Annotated in this window: 25 protein-coding genes; 16 read left to right on the forward strand and 9 right to left on the reverse strand. The window is 68.3% G+C overall.

Annotation, left to right across the window (positions count from 1 at the left end; genetic code table 11):
- Positions 1–32 precede the first annotated feature (32 nt).
- Together accC and accB are read right to left on the reverse strand one after the other, a co-directional pair.
- Positions 33–1,379 carry an acetyl-CoA carboxylase biotin carboxylase subunit gene (gene accC, locus P1J78_RS02315; protein WP_275565705.1) on the reverse strand — a complete coding sequence of 449 codons (1,347 nt, stop codon included), beginning with the start codon at positions 1,377–1,379 and terminating at the stop codon, positions 33–35.
- Positions 1,380–1,868, reverse strand: coding sequence for an acetyl-CoA carboxylase biotin carboxyl carrier protein (accB, locus tag P1J78_RS02320; protein WP_275565706.1), 489 nt, complete (start codon positions 1,866–1,868; stop codon positions 1,380–1,382). It abuts the gene before it with no gap.
- A 156-nt stretch (positions 1,869–2,024) separates the two neighbouring features.
- Between accB and P1J78_RS02325 the strand changes: the two genes are divergently transcribed.
- From P1J78_RS02325 to preA, 5 genes are all read left to right on the forward strand, one after another.
- Positions 2,025–2,912: a glycosyltransferase family 2 protein gene (locus P1J78_RS02325; protein ID WP_275565707.1), complete on the forward strand. Its 888-nt coding sequence runs from the start codon at positions 2,025–2,027 to the stop codon at positions 2,910–2,912.
- Complete coding sequence (locus P1J78_RS02330; protein ID WP_275565708.1) at positions 2,909–3,739, forward strand: glycosyltransferase family 2 protein; 831 nt, start codon at positions 2,909–2,911, stop codon at positions 3,737–3,739. The genes P1J78_RS02325 and P1J78_RS02330 overlap by 4 nt, the downstream gene beginning before the upstream one ends.
- A gap of 117 nt (positions 3,740–3,856) precedes the next feature.
- Positions 3,857–5,194: an NAD(P)-dependent oxidoreductase gene (locus P1J78_RS02335; protein WP_275565709.1), complete on the forward strand. Its 1,338-nt coding sequence runs from the start codon at positions 3,857–3,859 to the stop codon at positions 5,192–5,194.
- The gene (locus tag P1J78_RS02340; protein WP_275565710.1) at positions 5,172–5,573 is read left to right on the forward strand and encodes a VOC family protein; all 402 of its coding nucleotides are present in this window, start codon (positions 5,172–5,174) and stop codon (positions 5,571–5,573) included. The genes P1J78_RS02335 and P1J78_RS02340 overlap by 23 nt, the downstream gene beginning before the upstream one ends.
- A gap of 35 nt (positions 5,574–5,608) precedes the next feature.
- Positions 5,609–6,913, forward strand: a complete 1,305-nt coding sequence (gene preA, locus P1J78_RS02345; protein ID WP_275565711.1) for an NAD-dependent dihydropyrimidine dehydrogenase subunit PreA — start codon at positions 5,609–5,611, stop codon at positions 6,911–6,913.
- Positions 6,914–6,999: 86 nt separating this feature from the next.
- Here preA and P1J78_RS02350 read toward each other — a convergent pair whose 3' ends face one another.
- On the reverse strand, positions 7,000–7,569 hold the full coding sequence (locus tag P1J78_RS02350; RefSeq protein ID WP_275565712.1) for a prolipoprotein diacylglyceryl transferase: 570 nt from the start codon (positions 7,567–7,569) through the stop codon (positions 7,000–7,002).
- Between the two features lie 95 nt (positions 7,570–7,664).
- The gene (locus P1J78_RS02355; protein WP_275565713.1) at positions 7,665–8,279 is read right to left on the reverse strand and encodes a TetR family transcriptional regulator C-terminal domain-containing protein; all 615 of its coding nucleotides are present in this window, start codon (positions 8,277–8,279) and stop codon (positions 7,665–7,667) included.
- A 177-nt stretch (positions 8,280–8,456) separates the two neighbouring features.
- Between P1J78_RS02355 and P1J78_RS02360 the strand changes: the two genes are divergently transcribed.
- The 11 genes from P1J78_RS02360 to P1J78_RS02410 all read left to right on the forward strand — a co-directional run bounded on the left by P1J78_RS02360 (position 8,457) and on the right by P1J78_RS02410 (position 16,559).
- Positions 8,457–9,707 (forward strand): Zn-dependent hydrolase, encoded by a 1,251-nt coding sequence (locus P1J78_RS02360; RefSeq protein WP_275565714.1) that lies wholly within the window; start codon positions 8,457–8,459, stop codon positions 9,705–9,707.
- A complete protein-coding gene (locus P1J78_RS02365; RefSeq protein WP_275565715.1) occupies positions 9,704–9,934 on the forward strand; it encodes a hypothetical protein in 231 nt (76 codons plus the stop codon). Before P1J78_RS02360 ends, P1J78_RS02365 begins: the two co-directional genes overlap by 4 nt.
- A gap of 63 nt (positions 9,935–9,997) precedes the next feature.
- Positions 9,998–11,455: a dihydropyrimidinase gene (hydA, locus tag P1J78_RS02370; RefSeq protein WP_275565716.1), complete on the forward strand. Its 1,458-nt coding sequence runs from the start codon at positions 9,998–10,000 to the stop codon at positions 11,453–11,455.
- 15 nt (positions 11,456–11,470) lie between these two features.
- Complete coding sequence (locus P1J78_RS02375) at positions 11,471–11,950, forward strand: DUF4760 domain-containing protein (protein WP_275565717.1); 480 nt, start codon at positions 11,471–11,473, stop codon at positions 11,948–11,950.
- 12 nt (positions 11,951–11,962) lie between these two features.
- Complete coding sequence (locus P1J78_RS02380; protein ID WP_275565718.1) at positions 11,963–12,355, forward strand: hypothetical protein; 393 nt, start codon at positions 11,963–11,965, stop codon at positions 12,353–12,355.
- Positions 12,355–12,786, forward strand: coding sequence for a VOC family protein (locus tag P1J78_RS02385; RefSeq protein ID WP_275565719.1), 432 nt, complete (start codon positions 12,355–12,357; stop codon positions 12,784–12,786). Before P1J78_RS02380 ends, P1J78_RS02385 begins: the two co-directional genes overlap by 1 nt.
- Positions 12,783–13,559 (forward strand): ABC transporter ATP-binding protein, encoded by a 777-nt coding sequence (locus P1J78_RS02390; protein ID WP_374213141.1) that lies wholly within the window; start codon positions 12,783–12,785, stop codon positions 13,557–13,559. The genes P1J78_RS02385 and P1J78_RS02390 overlap by 4 nt, the downstream gene beginning before the upstream one ends.
- A 9-nt stretch (positions 13,560–13,568) precedes the next feature.
- Positions 13,569–13,778, forward strand: a complete 210-nt coding sequence (locus P1J78_RS02395) for a hypothetical protein (RefSeq protein ID WP_275565720.1) — start codon at positions 13,569–13,571, stop codon at positions 13,776–13,778.
- A complete protein-coding gene (locus tag P1J78_RS02400; protein ID WP_275565721.1) occupies positions 13,771–14,628 on the forward strand; it encodes an ABC transporter permease in 858 nt (285 codons plus the stop codon). Before P1J78_RS02395 ends, P1J78_RS02400 begins: the two co-directional genes overlap by 8 nt.
- 67 nt (positions 14,629–14,695) lie before the next feature.
- Entirely contained in the window at positions 14,696–15,541 is an 846-nt protein-coding gene (locus tag P1J78_RS02405) for an ABC transporter permease (RefSeq protein ID WP_275565722.1), read from the forward strand.
- A 34-nt stretch (positions 15,542–15,575) separates the two neighbouring features.
- Positions 15,576–16,559 (forward strand): ABC transporter substrate-binding protein, encoded by a 984-nt coding sequence (locus P1J78_RS02410; RefSeq protein ID WP_374213142.1) that lies wholly within the window; start codon positions 15,576–15,578, stop codon positions 16,557–16,559.
- 73 nt (positions 16,560–16,632) lie between these two features.
- Here P1J78_RS02410 and P1J78_RS02415 read toward each other — a convergent pair whose 3' ends face one another.
- From P1J78_RS02415 to P1J78_RS02435, 5 genes are all read right to left on the reverse strand, one after another.
- Complete coding sequence (locus P1J78_RS02415; RefSeq protein ID WP_275565723.1) at positions 16,633–16,911, reverse strand: YMGG-like glycine zipper-containing protein; 279 nt, start codon at positions 16,909–16,911, stop codon at positions 16,633–16,635.
- A 165-nt stretch (positions 16,912–17,076) separates the two neighbouring features.
- Positions 17,077–18,621, reverse strand: coding sequence for an acetolactate synthase large subunit (locus tag P1J78_RS02420; RefSeq protein WP_275565724.1), 1,545 nt, complete (start codon positions 18,619–18,621; stop codon positions 17,077–17,079).
- Positions 18,622–18,975: 354 nt separating this feature from the next.
- Positions 18,976–20,931: an acetate--CoA ligase gene (acs, locus tag P1J78_RS02425; RefSeq protein ID WP_275565725.1), complete on the reverse strand. Its 1,956-nt coding sequence runs from the start codon at positions 20,929–20,931 to the stop codon at positions 18,976–18,978.
- Between the two features lie 79 nt (positions 20,932–21,010).
- Positions 21,011–21,790, reverse strand: a complete 780-nt coding sequence (locus P1J78_RS02430; protein ID WP_275565819.1) for an ABC transporter ATP-binding protein — start codon at positions 21,788–21,790, stop codon at positions 21,011–21,013.
- A gap of 5 nt (positions 21,791–21,795) precedes the next feature.
- Positions 21,796–22,551, reverse strand: coding sequence for an ABC transporter ATP-binding protein (locus P1J78_RS02435; protein WP_275565726.1), 756 nt, complete (start codon positions 22,549–22,551; stop codon positions 21,796–21,798).

Below are 22,551 nucleotides of genomic sequence, written 5' to 3' on the forward strand. Positions count from 1 at the left end.
GGATCGGACCGCGCAAGCGGTCCGAAACCACGCTACCCGAGCGTCTCGGCCAGCCACTTCTCCAGCCAGTGGATCGTGTAGTCGCCGGTCTGCACCGCCGGCGCCTCCAGGAGGTCGCGGAACAGCGGCACCGTCGTGTCGATGCCGTCGACGATCAGCTCGCCCAGCGCCCGGTTCAGGCGGGCCAGCGCGGCGGGGCGGTCCTGGGCGTGGACGATCAGCTTGCCGATCAGGCTGTCGTAATAGGGCGGGATGCGGTAGCCGTCATAGAGCGCCGAATCCATCCGCACGCCGAGCCCGCCGGGCGCGTGATACTGGGTGATCCGGCCGGGGGACGGCGAGAAGCTGGGCAGTTTCTCGGCGTTGATACGCACCTCGATGGCGTGGCCGTTGACCGTCAGATCCTCCTGGCGGAAGGACAGCGGCGCGCCGGCGGCCACGCGGATCTGCTCCTGCACCAGGTCGACGCCGAACACCGCCTCGGTCACCGGGTGCTCCACCTGCAGGCGGGTGTTCATCTCGATGAAGTAGAATTCGCCGTCCTCGTAGAGGAACTCGATGGTGCCGGCGCCGGCATAGCCGATCTCGGCCACCGCGTCGGCACAGGTCTTGCCGATGCGGGCGCGGGTCTCGGCGTCGATCGCCGGGCCGGGCGCCTCTTCGAACACCTTCTGGTGGCGGCGCTGCAGCGAGCAGTCGCGTTCGCCCAGATGCACGGCGTTGCCCTTGCCGTCGCCGAAGACCTGGATCTCGATATGCCGCGGGTTGCCGAGATATTTCTCGATATAGACCTCGTCATTGCCGAAGGCGGCCCTGGCCTCGGCGCGCGCGGTGGGGAAGGCGTGGCCCATCTCCTCCTCGGAGCGGGCGAGCTTCATGCCGCGGCCGCCGCCGCCGGCCGTGGCCTTGACGATGACCGGATAGCCGAATTCGGCGCCGATCCGCCTGGCCGCGTCCAGGTCCGGCACGCCGCCCTCGGAGCCGGGCACGCAGGGCACGCCCAGGTTCTTCATCGTCTCCTTGGCGGTGATCTTGTCGCCCATCAGGCGGATATGTTCCGCCGAGGGGCCGATGAAGGTGATCTCGTGATCCTCGACGATCTGCACGAAGGAGGCGTTTTCCGACAGGAAGCCGTAGCCCGGGTGGATCGCCTGGGCGCCCGATATCTCGCAGGCGGCGATGATCGAGGGCACCGAAAGATAGCTCTGCGTGGCCGAGGGCGGGCCGATGCAGATCGCCTCGTCGGCCATCCTCACATGCATCGCGTCGGCGTCGGCGGTGGAATGCACGGCGACCGAGGAAATCCCCATCTCGCGGCAGGCGCGGACGACGCGGAGGGCGATCTCGCCCCGGTTCGCGATCAGGATCTTGTCGAACATCTATTCGATGACCATCAGCGGGGCGCCGAACTCCACGGGCGTCGAGTCTTCGACCAGCACGCGCTTGACCGTTCCGGCGCGGGGCGAGGGGATGTGGTTCATGGTCTTCATCGCCTCGACGATGAGCAGGGTCTGGCCCTCGGCCACGGCGTCGCCGACCTTGACGAAGGCGGCCGCGCCCGGTTCGGGCGACAGATAGGCGGTGCCGACCATCGGCGAGGTCACGGCGCCGGGCAGGTCGGCGGGATCCTCGACCGCCGGGGTCTCGGGCGGGGTCGGCGTGGCGGGGGTGTCCGGCGCCGCCGGAGGCGCGGGCGCCGCGGCGGGCGCGGCGGACTGCCGGGCGACCTTGGACAGGCGCAGGGTCAGCTTGCCGGTCTCCTTGCTGCCGCGCTCGACCTCCAGCTCGGCGAGGTCGTTCGAGCGCAGGATTTCCGCCATCGCCTGCACGAAGGCCACGTCGTCGTCGTCGTTCGTCGGATTCGCCATCAGTGTCTCGTTCCCGAAGCCGTTTCTGCCGCCGGGGGCGGTGTTCGGCGCTTATACGCGACCGGCCAGCCACATAAAAGCCGTTTCGGCCGCCCGCTTGACAAGGGGCGCGCGCATCGACAAGCCGTTCGCCGGATGTAACGGAGCAGGCAGGCGATGGCAACGAACGGTCAGGCGCCCCGGTCGGGGCCGGGCGGCGGCGAGCGGCGGCTGATCATCTCGCTGTCGTCGATCCCGTCGCGGTTCGACAAGCTGGGGCCGACGCTGAACGGCCTGTTGCGCCAGGAGGCGCGGGTGGAGCGGATCGAGCTCTATATCCCGAAGCGCTATCGCCGGTTCCCGGACTGGGACGGCACGTTGCCGGAGGTGCCCGGCGGCGTGGATATCGTCCGCTGCGACGACGATCTGGGGCCGGCGACCAAGGTGCTGTATGCGGCGAAGAAGTACCGCGGGCAGGACGACGTGGACATCCTGCTGTGCGACGACGACCGGCGCTACAAGCCGCATTGGGCGCAGACCTATGTCGAGGCGCGCAAGGCGCATCCCGAGGCATGCCTGGCGATCGCCGGGTTCGAGGCGGACCGCTACGGGCAGTCGGCGATGAAGGACCGCCCGAAGCCGCGCGCGAAAAAGCGCAGCCGGTTCTGGGATCTGAAGTTCAAGGCGCAGATGGTCTGGGAATACCTGTTCCCGCCGGTCGAACGGAAATACCTGCGCGAGCCGGTGCGGCGGCTGTTCCGGCAGTCGGGCTATGCCGACTGTTTCGAGGGCTTCGCGGGGGCGATGGTCAAGCCCGACTTCTTCGACGACCTGGCCTTCGACATCCCGCCCGTGGTCTGGACGGTGGACGACGTGTGGCTCTCGGGGCACTTGGCGCGGCGCGGCGTGCCGATCTGGATCATCGCCGACCAGTTCGACACGCAGCACACGCCGGCCGGAATCTCCGACGCGCTGTATCTCTCCGAGATCGAGGGCGCCGACCGGGACGCGGCGAACAAGCGCTGCATCGCCTATTTCCGGGAGACCTACGGGATCTGGCCATGAGCCGCGAAGAGCTTGTCGTGTCGCTGTCCTCGATCCCGCCGCGGTTCGGGCGGATCGGGGCGACGCTGCGCTCGCTGGTGGCGCAGGAGGTGCCGGTCTCGGTCGAGCTGCAGGTGCCGCGCCGCTACCGCAGGTTTCCCGACTGGGACGGGACGCTGCCGGAAGTGCCCGACGGGGTGACGATCCGGCGGGTCGAGGAGGACTGGGGCCCGGCGACGAAGCTTCTGGGCGCGCTGGCCGGGCGGGCGGAGGACGCGCGGATCCTGTTCTGCGACGACGATCAGCATTACCCGCCCGACTGGGCCGCGCGCTTCCTGGCGCTGGAGCGGGACCGGCCGAACGCGGCGCTGGCGCTGCTGGGGATGCAGGCCTATGACGCGGCCGGGGGCAGCCGGGAACGGGCGTTGCAGCCCCGGGCCACGCGGCGCTGGCGGGTGACGGATCTGGAGTTCCAGCTGCGCTTTCTCTGGCAGGACCTGACGCGCGGGCGCGGCCTGCCTTCGCCGGGGCGGCGGGTGGTCAAGCGGTCGGGCTATGCCGACATCTTCGAGGGGCGCGGCGGCGTGCTGGTGCGGCCCGCGTTCTTTCCCGACGACGTGTTCGACGTGCCCGCGCCCTGCTGGACGGTGGACGACGTCTGGCTGTCGGCCTGCGTCGCGCTGCAGGGGGTGCCGATCTGGGTGCAGGGCGGCTATCGCGACCCCACGGATACCGAGGCCGAAGCGGTCGACCCGCTGTGCCGCAGCGACGTGGGCGGCACGGACCGGGCGGCGCAGAACCGCGCGGCCATTGAGTATCTGCGCAAGACCTACGGCATCTGGCGCTGAATCGGGCAGAACGGCTCCGAGACCGGCCGGCCCGTGCCGCGCCGAAATTTTACCGTTTGATAAAAGATCAGCCTGTGGCACAGTTTCCCGACAAAAGACGCGACAGGGAGACGCGCGATGGGCAATACGCAGTTCACCCCCGGCGTGGTGGCCGGGCGGCTTCCGGGCGACGTGCTGGACGACAACTTCGGCGACCTGCATCCGCCGCTCGACCCGCACGAGGCCGCCGTGGCCGCGGATCGCTGCTATTTCTGCTACGACGCGCCCTGCGTCGAGGCGTGCCCGACCTCGATCGACATCCCGCTGTTCATCCGCCAGATCGCGACCGGCACGCCCGAGGCGGCGGCGGAGACGATCTTCGACCAGAACATCCTGGGCGGCATGTGCGCCCGGGTCTGCCCGACCGAGACCCTGTGCGAGGAGGTCTGCGTGCGCGAGGTGGCCGAGGGCAAGCCGGTCGAGATCGGCCGGCTGCAGCGCTATGCCACCGATACGGTGATGGCGAAGAACTCGCATCCCTATGAGCGTGCCGCGGCCACCGGCAAGCGCGTGGCCGTTGTCGGCGCGGGGCCGGCGGGGCTGGCCTGCGCGCATCGGCTGGCGATGAAGGGGCATGACGTGGTGATCTACGATGCCCGGCCGAAGCCCGGCGGGCTGAACGAATACGGGATCGCCTCCTACAAGACGGTGGACGGGTTCGCGCAGAAAGAGGTCGACTGGCTGATGCAGATCGGCGGGATCGAGCTGCGCGCCGGCCAGGCGCTGGGCGAGGCGGTGACGCTGGAGGCCTTGCGCGAGGACTGCGACGCGGTGTTCCTCGGGATGGGGCTGGCGGGCGTGAACGCGCTGCGCGCCGAGGGCGAGGAGACCGGGAACGTCGCCGACGCGGTCGATTTCATCGCCGATCTGCGGCAGGCGGGCGATCTGTCGAAGCTGGCCATCGGTCGCAACGTGGTGGTGATCGGCGGCGGAATGACCGCCATCGACGCGGCGGTGCAGTCGAAGCTTCTGGGCGCGGAGGCAGTCACGCTGGTCTACCGGCGCGGGCAGGAGCGGATGTCGGCCTCGGAGTACGAACAGGAACTGGCGGCGTCGCAGGGGGTGCGGATCGTGCATCACGCGATGCCGGTCCGCGTGATCGGCAACGGCGCGGTGCGCGAGGTGGAGTTCGAGTATACCCAGGACGGCCCCAACGGGCTGGAGCCCGCGGGCGAGACCTTCCGGCTGCCCGCCGACCAGGTGTTCCGCGCCATCGGCCAACGGCTGGAGGGCGCGCCGGACGGGATCACGCTGGAGGGCGGCAAGATCGCCGTCTCCGGCGCCGGGCGGACCTCGGTGGCGGGCGTCTGGGCCGGCGGCGACTGTGCCGCGGGCGGTGACGACCTGACCGTGACGGCGGTGGCCGAGGGGCGCGACGCCGCGGAGGACATCCATGCAAGACTCGCCGCAGAGTAGCCGCTCGCTGTTCGAGCGCATCCACTTCCAGTCGATCGACGCGACCGACGTGGAGCGTGCGCGCGACTTCTACGTCGAAAAGCTGGGCTTCCGGGTCGAGCGCGACGCGCCCTATGGCGACAGCCGGTGGATATTCGTCGAGATCCCGGACGCCGAGACCCTGCTGCATTTCAACGATGTCGACGAGATCGCGCCGCAGGACACGCCGGCGCTGGTGCTGGTGACCGGCAATGTGGACGTGGCCTGCGACGAGTTGGAGCGTCGCGGCGTGCCGATCCACATGGGGCCGGACGATGCGCCCTGGGAGCCCGGCATCCGCTGGGCGATGATCCATGACAGCGAGGGCAACCTCGTGCTGATCCAGACCGTGAAGAGCTAGCCGGCCGCGCCGGCGCAGCCAGAAGGAGACGACCAATGGCCGACCTTTCCAGCGACTTCGTGGGGATCAAGTCCCCGAATCCGTTCTGGCTGGCCTCTGCCCCGCCGACGGACAAGGAATACAACGTCCGCCGCGCCTTCGAGGCGGGCTGGGGCGGCGTCGTGTGGAAGACGCTGGGCTCCGAGGGGCCGCCGGTGGTGAACGTGAACGGCCCGCGCTATGGCGCGATCTGGGGGGCGGATCGGCGATTGCTGGGGCTGAACAATATCGAGCTGATCACCGACCGGCCTTTGCAGGCGAACCTGGAGGAGATGGCGCGGGTCAAGGCGAACTATCCCGACCGCGCGATCGTCGCCTCGATCATGGTGCCCTGCGAAGAGGACGCCTGGCGCGAGATCCTGGAGCGGGTGGCGGAGACCGGCGTGGACGGGATCGAGCTGAACTTCGGCTGCCCGCACGGGATGTCCGAGCGCGGCATGGGCAGCGCCGTGGGGCAGGTGCCGGAATACATCGAGATGGTCACGCGGTGGTGCAAGACGTATTACGACAAGCCGGTGATCGTGAAGCTGACGCCGAACATCACCGATATCCGCAAGCCGGCGAAGGCGGCGAAGGACGGCGGCGCCGATGCGGTCAGCCTGATCAACACGATCAATTCGATCACCGCGGTGGACCTCGACGATTTCTGCCCGGAGCCGACGATCGACGGCAAGGGGTCGCATGGCGGCTATTGCGGGCCGGCGGTCAAGCCCATCGCGCTGTCGATGGTGTCGGAGATCGCGCGCGATCCCGAGACGCACGGGCTGCCGATCTCCGGCATCGGCGGGGTGACGACCTGGCGCGACGCGGCGGAGTTCCTGGCGCTGGGCGCCGGCAACGTGCAGGTCTGCACGGCGGCGATGACCTACGGGTTCAAGGTGGTGCAGGAGATGATCTCGGGCCTGTCGCAGTACCTGGACGAGAAGGGCATGGCGCTGGACGACCTGGTAGGCCGGGCGGTGCCGAACGTGACCGACTGGCAGTACCTGAACCTGAACTACGTGACCAAGGCGCGGATCGACCAGGATCTGTGCATCAAGTGCGGCCGCTGCTACGCGGCCTGCGAGGATACCAGCCACCAGGCCATCGCGATGAAGCCGGGGCGGGTGTTCGAGGTGAAGGACGACGAATGCGTCGCCTGCAACCTGTGCGTCAATGTCTGCCCGGTGGAGGACTGCATCACCATGGAGCGGCTGACGCCGGGCACGCTGGACGAGCGGACGGGCCGGGTGGTGGAGTCGGACTATGCCAACTGGACGACGCATCCGAACAACCCGGCGGCCAAGGAAGCCGCGGAATAGCTGGCGCCTCGGGGCGCTGGCCTCGGGCCGGGCCCCGTCGGTTGGCGGCGTCCTGCCGCGCCGGATGTCGTGAATTGCGACTGAGGTCAGGCGGCGGGTTCTGCCACCTCGGTGCCGGTGTCTTCGGGCACCTCGGCGTCACCGGTCGGGGCCGGGGAGGCGTTTGCCGTTTCGGGCGTGGTGGGCGTCGTCTTTTCGGGCGCCTCGGGCGCGTCCGGCAGATCGGCCGAGACCGCGGCCTCGGCGCTCTGCCTGGCCATCTCGGCCCGTTCGAGCGCCGCTTCGGCCTTCTCGACCTTGATCGCCGCCTCGGCCTCGGCGCGGCTGCGCTCGCCCTCCAGCCGTTCGATGGCGCGGCGGAGGTCGCGCTCCAGCTCCAGGATATTGGCCTGGAACGCGGGCGAGGGGCCCAGCAGCGTGTTGTCGTCGATCTTGGGCCGGTCGCGATAGGCCGGGCCGCTGTCGCCGTCCCCGTCGCGCCGGTCGCGCACCGGGATCCGGCCGGTCGATTGCGGCGCGGTGTCCATCCGGGCCTGCGGGCCGCGCCCGCCGGCGGACGCCTCGACCGGGGTCAGCGCCACCGCGCCGGCATCGGCCTGCGCCCGGATCGGTATGACACCCGCGCCCAATTGTGGAATTGGGGCCAATGCATCCATCTTCGTCAACTCCTGCACTCGGACTTCTCTGGGCTGCAGCATAGCGCAGGCGGACGGCACGAAGTGTTAACGGAAAGCGGAATCCGATCTCGTGGTTAACCGGGGCGCAGCGCGCGCCGGTAGAGCTGTTCGAGGAACTCCGCGGCGTCCGTGAAATGCGCCTCGCCCGGCCCGAGGATGCCGCGGACCTGGGCGTCGAAATCGGCGTAGTGCTGGGTGGTGGCCCAGATCGAGAAGATCAGGTGATGCGGGTCGACCCGCGCGATGCGGCCCGCGTCGGCCCAGTGCCCGATCAGCGCCGCCTTCTCGTCCACCAGCGTCTTCAGCGGGCCTTCGATGATGTCGGCGATGCGGGGGGCGCCCTGAACGATCTCGTTTGCAAAAAGCCGACTTTCGCGCGGAAATTCACGCGCCATTTCCAGCTTTCGTAGCACATATCCGACAATCTCCTCGACCGGCTCGCCGCTGTCGTCCAGCGCGCGCAGCGGGTCGAGCCAGAGGTCCAGCAGACCGGCCAGAAGCGCGACGTGGATCGCCTCCTTGCCGGGGAAGTAGTACAGCAGGTTGGGCTTCGACAGACCGGCGGTCTTGGCGATCCGGTCCAGCGTCGCGCCGCGGAAGCCGGCCTGCGAGAACACGTCCAGCGCCGCCTCCAGAATGGCGGCGCGGTTTCTTTCCTGGATGCGTGTTCGGGGCGCGGATGCGTCCATTTTTGTCCTTTTTTCCGGGCAGGATCGCGACCCGCGCGGGCCTCCGGCGAGAGTGCTTGACGTGCTACCATGCCGTGGTAGCGTCCTTCTGACCATTTGGTCAAACTCTTTGCGGCCAGCGGCGGCGGCCTGGCGGAACGGAGCCGCACAAGAGGCGCGAATCGGAGAGGAGATACCATGGCGGCACCCGGCGAGAACCTTCGGATCAACGGCGATCGGCTGTGGGAGTCGATCATGGAGATGGCCAGGATCGGCCCCGGCGTGGCGGGCGGCAACAATCGCCAGACGCTGACCGATGCGGATGCCGAGGGGCGCGCGCTGTTCCAGAGCTGGTGCGAGGCGGCGGGCCTGTCGATGGGGCTGGACACGATGGGCAACATGTTCGCCCGGCGCGAGGGCACCGACCCGGACGCGCTGCCGGTCTATGTGGGCTCGCATCTCGACACCCAGCCGACCGGCGGCAAGTATGACGGCGTGCTGGGCGTGCTGGGCGGGCTGGAGATCATCCGGTCGCTGAATGACCTGGACATCAAGACGAAGCACCCGATCGTGGTGACCAACTGGACCAACGAGGAAGGCACGCGGTTCGCCCCCGCGATGCTGTCCTCGGGCGTGTTCGCCGGCGTTCACGAGCAGGACTGGGCCTATGATCGCGAGGATGCCGAGGGCAAGCGGTTCGGCGACGAGTTGGTGCGGATCGGCTGGAAGGGCGACGAAGAGGTGGGCCAGCGCAAGATGCATGCCTTCTTCGAATTGCATATCGAACAGGGCCCGATCCTGGAGGCCGAGGGCAAGGATATCGGCGTGGTCACCCACGGCCAGGGACTGTCCTGGACGCAGGTGACGATCACCGGGAAAGAGGCGCATACCGGCTCCACCCCGATGCCGATGCGGCGCAACGCCGGGCTGGGCATGGCGCGGGTGCTGGAGCTGGTGGACGACATCGCCCGCTCGCACAAGCCGCATGCCGTGGGCGCGGCGGGGCATATCGACATCTATCCCAACTCGCGCAACGTGATCCCGGGCAAGGCGGTGTTCACGGTGGATTTCCGCTCGCCCGACCTGGAGGTGATTAAGAAGATGGAGACGCGGATGCGGCAGGAGGCCGAGGAGATCTGCGACGACATGGGGCTGAAGGTGAAGTTCGAGAAGGTCGGCGGCTTCGATCCGGTGGAATTCGACAAATCCTGCGTCGAGGCGGTGCGGAACGCGGCGGAACGCCTGGGATACTCGCACAGAAACATCGTCTCGGGCGCCGGGCACGATGCCTGCTGGATCAACCGGGTGGCGCCGACGGCGATGGTGATGTGCCCCTGCGTCGACGGGCTGTCGCATAACGAGGCCGAGGAGATCTCGCCCGAATGGGCGCGCGCGGGCGCCGAGGTGCTGTTCCACGCGGTCGTCGAGACGGCGGAGATCGTGGAATGAGGGGGCCGGGATTTGTCGCCGTCGCCGCGCTGATCTTCGCGCTGCCCGCCGGGGCGGCCGAGCATCGCCAGACCGTAGAGGTGACCCCGCTGGACCACGCGCTGCCGCTGGGCTTCGCCGAACAGCTTCCGGCCGGTGTCACGCCCGCGGACGTCTTCGTCAGCGAGGACGGCTGCTACTATTACCGCAAGGACGGACAGTACTTCTTGCTCGACTGCGTCGGCTGACACGGCGCGCGAAACACCGAACCGAGGGCCGGCAACACGGCCCCAACACAACAGGGGACTGACATGACCACAGTCATCAAGAACGGAACCGTCGTGACCGCCGACCTGACCTACAAGGCGGATGTCGCGGTCGACGGCGGCAAGATCGTCGAGATCGGGCCGAACCTGAAGGGCGACGAGGAGCTGGACGCGACGGGCTGCTACGTGATGCCCGGCGGGATCGACCCGCACACGCATCTGGAGATGCCGTTCATGGGGACCTACTCCACCGACGATTTCGAGAGCGGCACGCGCGCGGCGCTGGCCGGCGGGACCACGATGGTGGTGGACTTCGCGATCCCCAGCCCGGACGGGCAGGGCCTGCTGGACGCGATCCAGATGTGGGACAACAAGTCGACGCGCGCCGCCTGCGACTATTCCTTCCACATGGCGATCACCTGGTGGGGCGAGCAGGTGTTCAACGAGATGGAAACGGTGGTGAAGGACCGCGGCATCACCACCTTCAAGCACTTCATGGCCTACAAGGGCGCGCTGATGGTCAATGACGACGAGCTGTTCGCGTCGTTCCAGCGCTGCGGCGAACTGGGCGCGCTGCCGCTGGTCCATGCCGAGAACGGCGACGTGGTGGCCGACCTGCAGGCCAAGCTGATGGCCGAGGGCAATAACGGCCCCGAGGCGCATGCCTATTCCCGGCCGCCGGCCGTCGAGGGCGAGGCCGCGAACCGCGCGATCATGATCGCCGACATGGCGGGCGTGCCGCTTTACGTGGTGCATGTCTCCTGCGAGGAGGCGCACGAGGCGATCCGCCGGGCGCGGATGCAGGGCAAGCGGGTCTATGGCGAGCCGCTGATCCAGCACCTGACGCTGGACGAAGGCGAGTATTTCGACAAGGACTGGGACCATTCCGCCCGCCGCGTGATGTCGCCGCCCTTCCGCAACAAGCAGCACCAGGAGTCGCTCTGGGCGGGGCTGCAGTCGGGCTCGCTGTCGGTGGTGGCGACGGACCACTGCGCCTTCACCACCGAGCAGAAGCGCTACGGCGTGGGCGACTTCACCAAGATCCCCAACGGCACCGGCGGGTTGGAAGACCGGATCCCGATGCTGTGGACCTATGGCGTGTCGACCGGGCGGCTGACCCCGAACGAGTTCGTCGCGGTCACCTCGACGAACAGCGCCAAGATCCTGAATTGCTACCCGAAAAAGGGCGCGATTCTGGTGGGCGCGGATGCCGATATCATGGTGCTGGACCCGGAGAAGGAAAAGACGATCAGTGCCAAGACCCAGCAGTCGGCCATCGACTACAACGTCTTCGAGGGCAAGCACGTGAAGGGCCTGCCGCGCTATGTCCTGACCCGCGGCAAGGTCGCGGTGCTGGACGGCGACATGAAGCACGAGCCCGGGCACGGGGAATTCGTCAAGCGCGAGCCGGTGAACCCGGTGAACAAGGCGCTGTCGACCTGGAAGGAGCTGACCGCGCCGCGCAAGGTGGAGCGGACGGGCATTCCGGCCAGCGGGGTCTGAGCCGGAGGCCGGGGCGTGCAATGGATCGACCTGATCGCCGATATCTCGACGGTCGCCGCCGCGCTGGCGGTGATCGTCACCACGGTCTTCGTGTGGCGGCAGGTCGGGCTGCAGCGCACCGACGTGGACACCGAGGTGCGGCGGCTGCAGCGGGAATCGCTGGCGACCATCCACGAGGCGCTGCAGGACGAGAAGTTCCGGGATGCGCGGGCGGAGTTCTTTGCCGGCCCGCATCAGCGCGCCTATGACGACCTGTCGGATGTCGAGAAACGCCGGGCGCGGTTCATCCTGGCGGTCTACACCCTGCTGGCCCGGATGGTGGAGAGCGGCGCGATCGACGAAGGGCTCTATCGCGACTACTGGCGCGGCACGCTGCTGCGCGACTGGGCGCGGCTGGAGAATTTCGTGGCCGGAGAACGGCTCGGCACGCGCAACCACGGGCTGTTCACCGGCACGGAGCGGCTGGCGGAAAGCTGGAGCAAGGCCGATGCCTGACGGGGTCCGGTGATGTTGCGGCTGCGCACGCTGACGGGCCTGATCGCGGCCTATGTGACGGGAACCTGGGTGATCGGGTTTCTCGCCGCCGGGCCGTCGGGGGCGGGGCTGGTGGACGTGCTGCGGCTGCCGTTCCAGCTGATGCTGCCGCTGGGCCTTCTGGCCCTGGGGATCGGCGCCCTGCTGGTGGTCTTCATCGGGCGGCGCGGGCCGAAGGGACCGGTCCCCTATGCGGTGGGCGTGGCCTTCCTGCCGCTTGTCTCGCTCGTCGCGCTGCGCGCGATGATGGGCGTGTCGCTGACCGAGCACCTGTTCGACAGCCCCGGTTTCCTGGCGGCGCTCTTCGCCGGGGGCGGGGTCGCCGGCCTGGTGTTCTGGTGCGTCTATCACTGGGGAGAGGCGTGATGGCGGCGCTGCGCGGGGTGCTCGAAGCGGCGGTCTATGTGGAGGACCTGGACGCGGCGGCGGGCTTCTACGCGGGCCTGCTGGGGCTTGAGGAGATCCTGCGGGTCGAGGGGCGGCACGTGTTCTTCCGCTGCGGCACGACGGTCGTGCTGTGCTTCATCGCCGAAGCGACACGGGTGCCGACCGACAACGCCAGGCTGCCGGTGCCGCCGCACGGGGCCGACGGCGCGGGGCATATCTGCTTCGCCGTCGCGGGCGCGGAGCTTGACGAATGGCGCGGGCGGCTGGAGGCTGCCGGCGTGGGGATCGAGGCGGATTTCGAATGGCCGAACGGGGCGCGGTCGATCTACGTGCGCGATCCGGCGGGAAACTCGGTAGAATTCGCCGAGCCGCGGCTGTGGAACATCGAGATGGGGGACGGATACGCTTGAGCGTCATCGAGGCAAGCGACCTGGGACTGACCTTCCAGACGAATGACGGGCCGGTGCATGCCCTGTCGAAGATCGGCCTGACCGTGGAGAAGGGCGACTTCGTCTCGTTCATCGGGCCGTCGGGCTGCGGCAAGACCACCTTCCTGCGCTGCATCGCGGCGCTGGAGACGCCGACCGAGGGCACGCTGACGGTGAACGGGATGACCGCCGACGAGGCGCGGCGCAACCGGGCCTACGGCTACGTGTTTCAGGCGGCAGGGCTGTACCCGTGGCGGACGATTGCGGGAAATGTGCGGCTTCCGCTGGAAATCATGGGGTATTCCAAGGCCGAAATGTCGGAAAGGGTCAAGCGGGTGCTGGACCTCGTCGACCTGGCGGGCTTCGAGAAGAAGTATCCCTGGCAATTGTCGGGCGGGATGCAGCAGCGCGCCTCGATCGCTCGGGCGCTGGCCTTCGACGCCGACATCCTGCTGATGGACGAGCCCTTCGGCGCGCTGGACGAGATCGTGCGCGACCACCTGAACGAGCAGCTCCTGAAGCTCTGGGACCGGACCGAGAAGACCATCGCCTTCGTGACCCACTCGATCCCCGAGGCGGTGTATCTCTCGACCCGGATCGTGGTGATGAGCCCGCGGCCGGGCCGGATCACCGACGTGATCGAAAGCCCGCTGCCGAAGGAGCGGCCGCTGGACATCCGCGACTCGACGGAGTTCCTGGAGGTGGCGCACCGGGTGCGCGAGGGCCTGCGCGCGGGGCACGCCTATGACGAGTGAGGGCCGGAGATGAGCGTGCGCCGCTGGCTGATGGCGATCGGGCTGGTGCTGTGGCTGGTGCTGCTCGGCGTCTGGGTGCTGGGCGAGCCGCCCGAGGAGGGCGCCCTGTCGACCGCGCTGGGCATCGCGATCGTGGTGCTGCCGCTGCTTCTGGCCAACGAGATCATGACCCTGTTCCAGGCCTGGCTGCGCAAGCGGCGGGAGAAGCGGGATGCGTAACGTCTTTCCGATCCTGACCGTCGTCGCGGCCATCGTGCTTCTGTGGTACGCGGGGGCGGTGTGGATGAACAGCGCCTGGACGCTGGACCGCGCGGACGGGCCGCTGAGCTTCGGCGAGGTCGTGCGCGACACGATGAGCCAGGACCGCCCGCGGCTGCCGGCGCCGCACCAGATCGGCGCCGAGCTCTACGACACGGTGATCGACAAGGCTGTCACCTCGAAACGGAGCCTCGTGTTCCACGGCTGGGTGACGCTGCGCTCGACGCTGACGGGCTTCGCGCTGGGCACGATCATGGGCATCCTCATGGCGGTCGCGGTGGTCTATTCGCGCACGGCGAGCATGACGCTGATGCCGTGGGCGATCATCAGCCAGACCATCCCCATCGTCGCCATCGCGCCGATGATCATCGTGCTGCTGGCCTCCATCGGCGTCGAGGGGCGCGCGGTGCCGAAGGCGATCATCTCGGCCTATCTGTGCTATTTCCCGGTGCTCGTGGGCATGGTGAAGGGCCTGCGCTCGCCCGACGCGATGCAGCTGGACCTGATGCGCACCTACAATGCGAGCGCGTCGCAGGCGTTCTGGAAGCTGCGGCTGCCCTCGTCGGTGCCCTACCTGTTCACCTCGCTGAAGGTCGGGATCGCGGCGGCGCTGGTGGGCACCATCGTGGGCGAGCTGCCGACCGGCGCGATCCGCGGGCTGGGCGCGCGCATCCTGATCGGCGACCAGTTCGGCAACCCGATCATGATCTGGTCGGCGCTGATCGCCGCGGCGGTGCTGGCCGGCGTGCTGGTGAGCCTGGTGGCCGTGATGCAGGGCGTGGCGATGAAGCGGATGGGGTTCGCGCGATGATCCGGGGTCGGTCGAGATTTCATGCCTCCGGCGGGCGTATTCTTGCCAAGATGAAGCGGGGGACGGCATGGGACTGGTGATCGCCGCGCTGATCGTCTGGGGCGTGGGCTGGGGCCTGAACGTGGCCGTGGCCAATTCGCGCCGGTCCGACACGCTCGCGGGGAAGATCGCGGTGCCCGTGGTCTTCGGGATCACCGTGATCGTGATGTGGGAACTCATGGTGCGCGGGCTGGAGGTGTCGCCCGTCATCCTGCCGGCGCCCACCGCCATCGCCGCCACCTTCGCGGCCGAGACCGAAACGCTCTGGGGCGATTTCCGGCAGACGGTGATGAAGGGCGCGCTGTCGGGCTTCGTCATCGGTTGCGCGGCGGCCTTCGCGGCGTCGCTCTTGGTGGACCGGGTGCCGTTCCTGCAGCGCGGGCTGCTGCCGATCGGGAACTTCGTGGCGGCGCTGCCGATCGTGGGGATCGCGCCGATTCTGGTGGGCTGGTTCGGCTTCGACTGGCAGTCGAAGGCGGCGGTCGTGGTGGTGATGGTGTTCTTCCCGATGCTGGTCAACACCGTCTCGGGGCTGGCCGATACCGGGCCGATGCAGCGCGACCTGATGAAGACCTATTCGGCAAGCTATTGGCAGACCTTGTGGAAACTGCGCCTGCCGGCCGCGATGCCGTTCATCTTCAACGGGCTGAAGATCTCGACGACGCTGGCGCTGATCGGGGCGATCGTGGCGGAGTATTTCGGCTCGCCGACGCGCGGCATGGGGTTTCGCATCTCGACGGAGGTGGGCCGCCTGGGCATTGATATGGTCTGGGCGGAAATCACGGTCGCCGCCATCGCGGGCTCGGTCTTTTACGGGCTGGTGGCGGCGATCGAACGGGGGCTGACCTTTTGGCATCCCTCGCAACGGACCTGAGACAGGTCGCAACGACAACAAGGAGGTAACGACCATGATGAAACGGATGATGGGGGCGCTGGCGCTGGGCCTGGCGGCCACCGGGGCCCAGGCCCAGGACGAGGTGACGCTGCAGCTGAAATGGGTCACCCAGGCGCAGTTCGCGGGCTACTACGTGGCCAAGGAGAAGGGGTTCTACGAGGACGAGAATCTCGACGTCACGATCAAGCCGGGCGGCCCCGACATCGCGCCGACCCAGGTGATCGCCGGCGGCGGCGCCGACGTGATCGTGGAATGGATGCCCGCGGCGCTGGCCGCGCGCGAGCGGGGCTTGCCGCTGGTCAATATCGCGCAGCCGTTCAAGTCGTCGGGCATGATGCTGACCTGCCTGAAGGAGACCGGCATCGAGGGGCCCGAGGACTTCCCCGGCCGCACGCTGGGCGTGTGGTTCTTCGGCAACGAGTACCCGTTCCTGAGCTGGATGAGCCAGCTGGAGATCCCGACCGACGGCGGCGAGGACGGGGTCGAGGTGCTCAAGCAGGGCTTCAACGTCGATCCGCTCTTGAACAAGCAGGCCGACTGCATCTCGACCATGACCTATAACGAGTACTGGCAGGTGATCGACGCCGGCATCACCGAGGACGAACTGATCACCTTCAAGTACGAGGACCAGGGCGTCGCGACGCTGGAGGACGGCCTGTGGGTCATGGAGGACGATCTGAAGGATCCGGCCTTCGTGGACAAGATGGTGCGGTTCGTGCGCGCCTCGATGGAAGGCTGGAAATACGCCGAGGAGAACCCCGACGAGGCGGCCGAGATCGTGCTGGAATACGACGAGACCGGCGCCCAGACGGAAAAGCACCAGAAGCGGATGATGGGCGAGATCGCCAAGCTGACCCAGGGGTCGGAAGGCGCGCTGGACCCGGCCGATTTCGAGCGGACGGTGGAATCGCTGCTGTCCGGCGGCTCGGACCCGGTGATCACAGAGCATCCGGGCGACGCGGCCTGGACGCATGAGATCACGGACGAGGCGCTGTAGGCATCCCGCCCGCCGGATCAACGAAAAAAGGCCCCGTTCCGGCGGGGCCTTTCTTCATGGCGGCGTCCGGGCCTTACGGGCAGGGCGCCGTGTAGTAGGTGCCGTCGCCGCGCGCGTAGGCGCATTCGTTGGCGGCCTGGTTGCGGGCCACGAGCGTGCCGGCCGCGGCGCCGGCGAGCGCGCCGATGATCGTCCATTCGGTGTTGGCGCCGAGCGCCTTGGCGGTGATCGTGCCGAAGCCCGCGCCGATGCCGGCGGCGATCGCCTCGTCGCGGTTCAGGTAACCGCCTTCGGTGCAGGCGCCGAGCGCCATGGTCGCGGTCAGGGCGATGGCAGTCGCGGTGCGTTTCATAAAGGCCTTCTCCTCGAAGATGTTTATTGGCGGAGCGTCCACGACAGAGTGGATCGCCCCCTTGCGCTCAGGGTCAACACGGCGGGGGCGGCGATGTTCCGCCCGGCCGGCCCTTGCGCGGCATGCCGCCGGGTGAGGTTGCCGCGATCGGCGGATCGCCGCGGATCAGGGGCAGACGAGCTCGATCAGCGAGGGCCCCTCGGCCGCGATGCCGTCGGTCAGGGCGCGGGCGAACGTCTCCATGTCCTCGGCGCGGGTGGCGGGGACGCCGTGGCCGCGGGCCAGGGCCACGAAGTCGAGCGTCGGGTTCTCGACATCGAGCATGGCGGAGGCGTTGGCGCCGTAGCCGCGGATGCCGACATTGGTCATCTCGCCGCGCAGGATCTGGTAGCCGCGATTGGCGAGGACGACGACGGTGACGTCGAGCCCCTCGCGCGCCATGGTCCAGAGCGACTGCATCGTGTACATCGCCGAGCCGTCGCCGGTGACGGCCACGACCTTGCGGTCCGGACAGGCGGTCGCCGCGCCCACGGCGCCGGGCAGGCACCAGCCGATGGAGCCGCCGGTGCTGCCCAGCACGTCGATCGGGCGGGCGGCGCGCAGCGCGCTGGCGTAGTTGCGGCCGTTCGAGACCGCCTCGTTCAGGAAGATCGCATTGTCGGGCAGCAGCGCGGCGAGGGCGAGGCCGGTCTTTTCGCCCGTCGCCGGGCCGGTGGGCACCGCGGGGGGCGGCATGTCGTTGACCGCCGGCGCGGTGCTTTGCGCGCCGGTGGCGTCGGCCAGGGCGCGCAGGGTCCAGGAGATGTCCATCTCCGGGCGGCAGAGGTCGTCGATCTCGCAGTCGGCCGGCTCGGGCAGGCTGGACGTGCCGGGATAGGCGAAGAAGGTCACCGGCCGGTGCAGGCCGACGAGCGTGATCGAGCTGGCGCCCTCCAGCGCGGCGGCCTTCTGCGGCACCGCATAGGGCAACTGGGTGATCCGCGGCGCGCCGGCGCCCAGCGACAGGCGCGAGATCGCCGTGTCGGAGAACAGCCGCGCCCCGGTCTTGGCGGCGATGCGGGCGGCAAGCTCCAGATCCTCGCCGAAGAGCGCGTGCCGGCCGAGCATCAGGACCGCGCCGAGCTGAGAGAGGCGGCGGGCGGCGGCGTCGATCCGCTCCGGCTCGGGGCGGTGGAGGGGTGCGGGCGCGGCGGCGGTCACGTGGGTCTCGGCCGGGGTCCAGGCGGTGTCGGCGGGCAGGACGAGCGTGGCGATCTGGCCGTTCAGGGCGCGGGCGGCGCGCACAGTCTCGGCCCCGTCGCGCGCGACCGAGGGGGCGTCGGTGCTGCGGCGGGACCATTGGCTGACCGTCGCCACCATGCCGTCGAGATCGCCCTTCAGCGGCGACTCGTAGGCGAGGTGGTGGGTGGCGTGCTCGCCCACGATATTCACGATGCCGGAGCCGGCCTTGCGGCCGTTGTGCATGTTGGCGAAGGCGTTGCCGAAGCCGGGGGCGAGGTGCAGGAGCGTCGCCGAGACGTCGCGCTTCATGCGGAAATAGCTGTCGGCGGCGCCGGAGGTGCCGCCTTCGAACAGGCAGAGGATGCAGCGCATCTCGGGATGGGAATCGAGGGCGCCGACGAAGTGCATCTCGGATGTGCCGGGATTGGCGAAGACGGTGTCGACGCCGCTGGCCAGCAGGGTTTTGACGAGCGACTCGGCGCCGTTCATGGGGGTCTCCGGTTTGTTGAACGGGCGGAGTTTGGGGGAGAGCGAAAGCGGGTGCAAGCCGAAGTGTCCGAGGTTGGACGGGGTGCTATGTCGCTGATATTGCTATGGATAGCGCTAACAGGAAGTCCCGGACGCCGTGATGTCCGAGGCATCTGTCTCGAAATCATGTGTATATTTTGTATTTACAAAAAGTAGCCGATACCTGCCATGAGACCCGTGCGCAGGAAAGCGAGGCATGAAGGAAGCCGGGCCATGACCGTCGTGACGGCAAGGGGCGCTGCTGCCCTGTCGCCCGGCGACGAAAAAGGGCCGGAGCGCGCGCTCCGGCCCTTTTCACGTGCGGTGCGGTCCCGCCTATTTGTTCTGCCGGTTCTCGATCAGGTCGTCCACGACCGAGGGGTCGGCCAGGGTCGAGGTGTCGCCCAGCGCGCCGTAGTCGTTCTCGGCGATCTTGCGCAGGATGCGGCGCATGATCTTGCCGGAACGGGTCTTGGGCAGGCCGGGGGCCCACTGGATGTGGTCGGGCTTGGCGATGGGGCCGATCTCGGTGCGGACCCACTGTTCCAGCTCCTTCTTCAGCTCGTCCGTCGGCTCCACGTCGTTCATCAGGGTGACGTAGCAGTAGATGCCCTGGCCCTTGATGTCGTGCGGGTAGCCCACCACCGCGGCCTCGGCCACCTTGGAATGGGCGACGAGCGCCGATTCCACCTCTGCCGTGCCCATGCGGTGGCCCGAGACGTTGATCACGTCGTCGACGCGGCCGGTGATCCAGTAGTAGCCGTCCTCGTCGCGGCGGCAGCCGTCGCCGGAGAAGTAGTAGCCCTTGTACTGCTGGAAGTAGGTCGCCTCGAACCGCTCATGGTCGCCCCAGACGGTGCGCATCTGGCCGGGCCAGCTGTCTTTCAGCGCCAGCACGCCCTCGGCGGGGTTGTCGGTGATCTCCTTGCCGCTTTCGGCCTCCAGCACGACGGGCTGCACGCCGAAGAAGGGCAGGGTGGCCGAGCCGGGCTTGGTCGAGATCGCGCCGGGCAGCGGGGTGATCATGTGGCCGCCGGTCTCGGTCTGCCACCAGGTGTCGACGATCGGCAGTTTGCCCTTGCCGATATTGTCGTTGTACCAGGCCCAGGCCTCGGGGTTGATCGGCTCGCCCACCGTGCCCAGCACCTTCAGCGAGGACAGGTCGTACTTGTTGGGGTACTCGGTGCCCTGGCCCATCAGCGCGCGGATCGCGGTGGGGGCGGTGTAGAACTGGGCGACCTTGTGCTTCTCGATCACCTGCCAGAAGCGGCCGGCATCGGGATAGGTGGGCACGCCCTCGAACATCAGCGTGGTCGCGCCGTTCGCCAGCGGGCCGTAGAGGATGTAGGTGTGTCCCGTCACCCAGCCGACATCCGCGCCGCACCAGAACACGTCGCCCTCGTGGTAGTCGAACGTGTATTCCTGCGTCATCGAGGCGAAGACGAGATAGCCGCCGGTGGTGTGCACCACGCCCTTGGGTTTGCCGGTGGAGCCCGAGGTGTAGAGGATGAACAGCGGATCCTCGGCGTTCATCGGCCGCGGCGGGCAGTCGGGGCTGGCGTGGTCCATCAGGTAGAGCACGTCGACGTCGCGGCCCTGGATCCAGGTCGTCTGGTCGCCGGTATGCTTCACCACCAGGCAGCGGACCTTGTCCGAGCAGTGCAGGAGCGCCGCGTCGGTGTTCGACTTCAGGTTCGTCTTGCGGCCGCCGCGCGGGGCGGTGTCGGCGGTGATGACGAGCTTGGCGCCGCAGTCGTTGATCCGGTTGGCCAGCGCGTCGGGCGAGAAGCCGGCGAAGACGACCGAGTGGATCGCGCCGATCCGGGCGCAGGCCAGCATGGCATAGGCGGCCTCGGGGATCATCGGCAGGTAGATGATGACCCGGTCGCCGCGCATGATGCCCTGGCTCAGCAGCACGTTGGCCATGCGCGAGACCTTTTCGTGCAGCTCGTTATAGGTGATGTGCTGCACCTCGCCGTCGGGCTCGTCCGGCTCGAAGATGATCGCCGTCTGGTCGCCGCGGGTCTTCAGGTGCCGGTCGATGCAGTTCGCCGAGGCGTTCAGCACGCCGTCCTCGAACCACTTGATCGAGACCTGGCCGAAGGTGAAATCGGTGTTCTTCACCTTGGTGTAGGGCTCGATCCAGTCGAGCCGCTTGCCGTGTTCGGCCCAGAAGGCTTCGGGGTCGTTGACGGATGCGGCGTACATCTCCTCGTAGGTGTCCGGCCCGATATGGGCGTTGGCGACGACCTCGTCGGCGGGCTTGTAGACGTTGTCCGATTGATCCAGCATGTGATCTCCTCCATCCCATTGCGCCGCCGGCCCAGTGCGGTGCGGGCCGGGGCGGGTGTCTCTCTGGGGTCGCGGGCCGTCAGATGGCCAGGTATTCGGCGCGCAGCGCCTCGTCGTCCAGCACTTCCTGCGCGGTGCCGTCGAACACCACGGTGCCAGTGTCGAGGATGACGGCCCGGTCCGCAAGCATCAGGGCGCGAATGGCGTTCTGCTCCACGATGACCGTGGTGATGCCCTGCTCCTTGATGATGTTCAGCGTCTTCTCGATCTCGTCGACGATCACCGGGGCGAGGCCCTCGTAGGGTTCGTCCAGCAGCAGCACCTTGATGCGCCGGGCGAGGGCGCGGGCGATGGCCAGCATCTGCTGCTCGCCGCCCGAGAGCGTCACGCCCTCCTGCTTGCGGCGCTCGCCGAGGCGGGGGAACAGCTCGTAGATGCGGTCGAGCGACCAGCCGGCGGGCGGCGCGATCTGCGCCAGCTGCAGGTTCTCCTCGACCGTCAGGCCGGGGATGATGCGCCGGTCCTCGGGCACCAGCTGGATGCCGCTGGCGGACGCCTCGTGGCTGGCCATCGGGTGCAGCGCCTGGCGGTCCAGCCAGACCTCGCCATGGGTCAGCTGCGGGCTGCCCAGCCGCGCCATGGCGCGCAGGGTCGAGGTCTTGCCGGCGCCGTTGCGGCCCAGAAGCGCGAGGATCTCGCCCTCGTGGACGTTGAACGACACGCCCTGCACGATGTAGCTCTCGCCGTAATAGGCGTGCAGATCCCAGGCCGAGAAGAAGGCCGGCGCGGTGGAGGCCTGATTGCCGTGCTTGGAGAAGTCGGGACGTTCGTAGCGTCCCGATTTGGTTTCTTCGATCATGGTCATCAGTGCGCCTCTCCGAGATAGGCTTCGCGGACCTTCGGGTGGCCCTTGATGTTGTCCGGCGTGTCCTCGACCAGGGGCGTGCCCTGGGCCAGGACGGTGATCCGCTGGGCGAGCGAGAAGACGACGTGCATGTCGTGCTCGATGATGCACATGGTGATGTCGCGCCGGTCGTTGATCTCCTTGAGCAGGTCGATCGTGTTGTTGGTGTCGGCGCGGGCCATGCCCGCCGTCGGCTCGTCCAGCAGCAGAAGCTTCGGGCGCTGCACCAGGCACATCGCCATCTCCAGCCGCCGCTTGTCGCCGCGCGACAGCGACGAGGCGAGCATGTGCCGTTTCTCCAGCATGCTGACGTCGGCCAGCATCTTCTCGGCCTCGTCGTTCAGCTCGCCCTCGTTGGCCACCGTCTCGAAGGCGTGCAGCCGGAACGAGCCGTCGCGCTTGGCGAAGCAGGGGATCAGCACGTTCTCCATCACGCTGAGATCGGCGAAGATCTCGGGCGTCTGGAACACCCGGCTGATGCCCATCTGGTTGATCTCGTGCGGCTTGCGGCCGAGCACCGAGTTGCCGTCGAACATGACGCTGCCGGTGTCGGGGATCAGCTTGCCCACGAGGCAGTTCAGGAGCGTCGACTTGCCGGCGCCGTTCGGGCCGATGATGGCGTGGACCGAGCGTTCCTGCACGCTGAGGTTCACGTCACCCAGGGCCTGCAGGCCGCCGAAGCGCTTGTTGACGCCTTTGACTTCGAGGATTCCCAT

Source organism: Psychromarinibacter sediminicola (assembly GCF_029168335.1).
GTDB lineage: Bacteria > Pseudomonadota > Alphaproteobacteria > Rhodobacterales > Rhodobacteraceae > Psychromarinibacter > Psychromarinibacter sediminicola.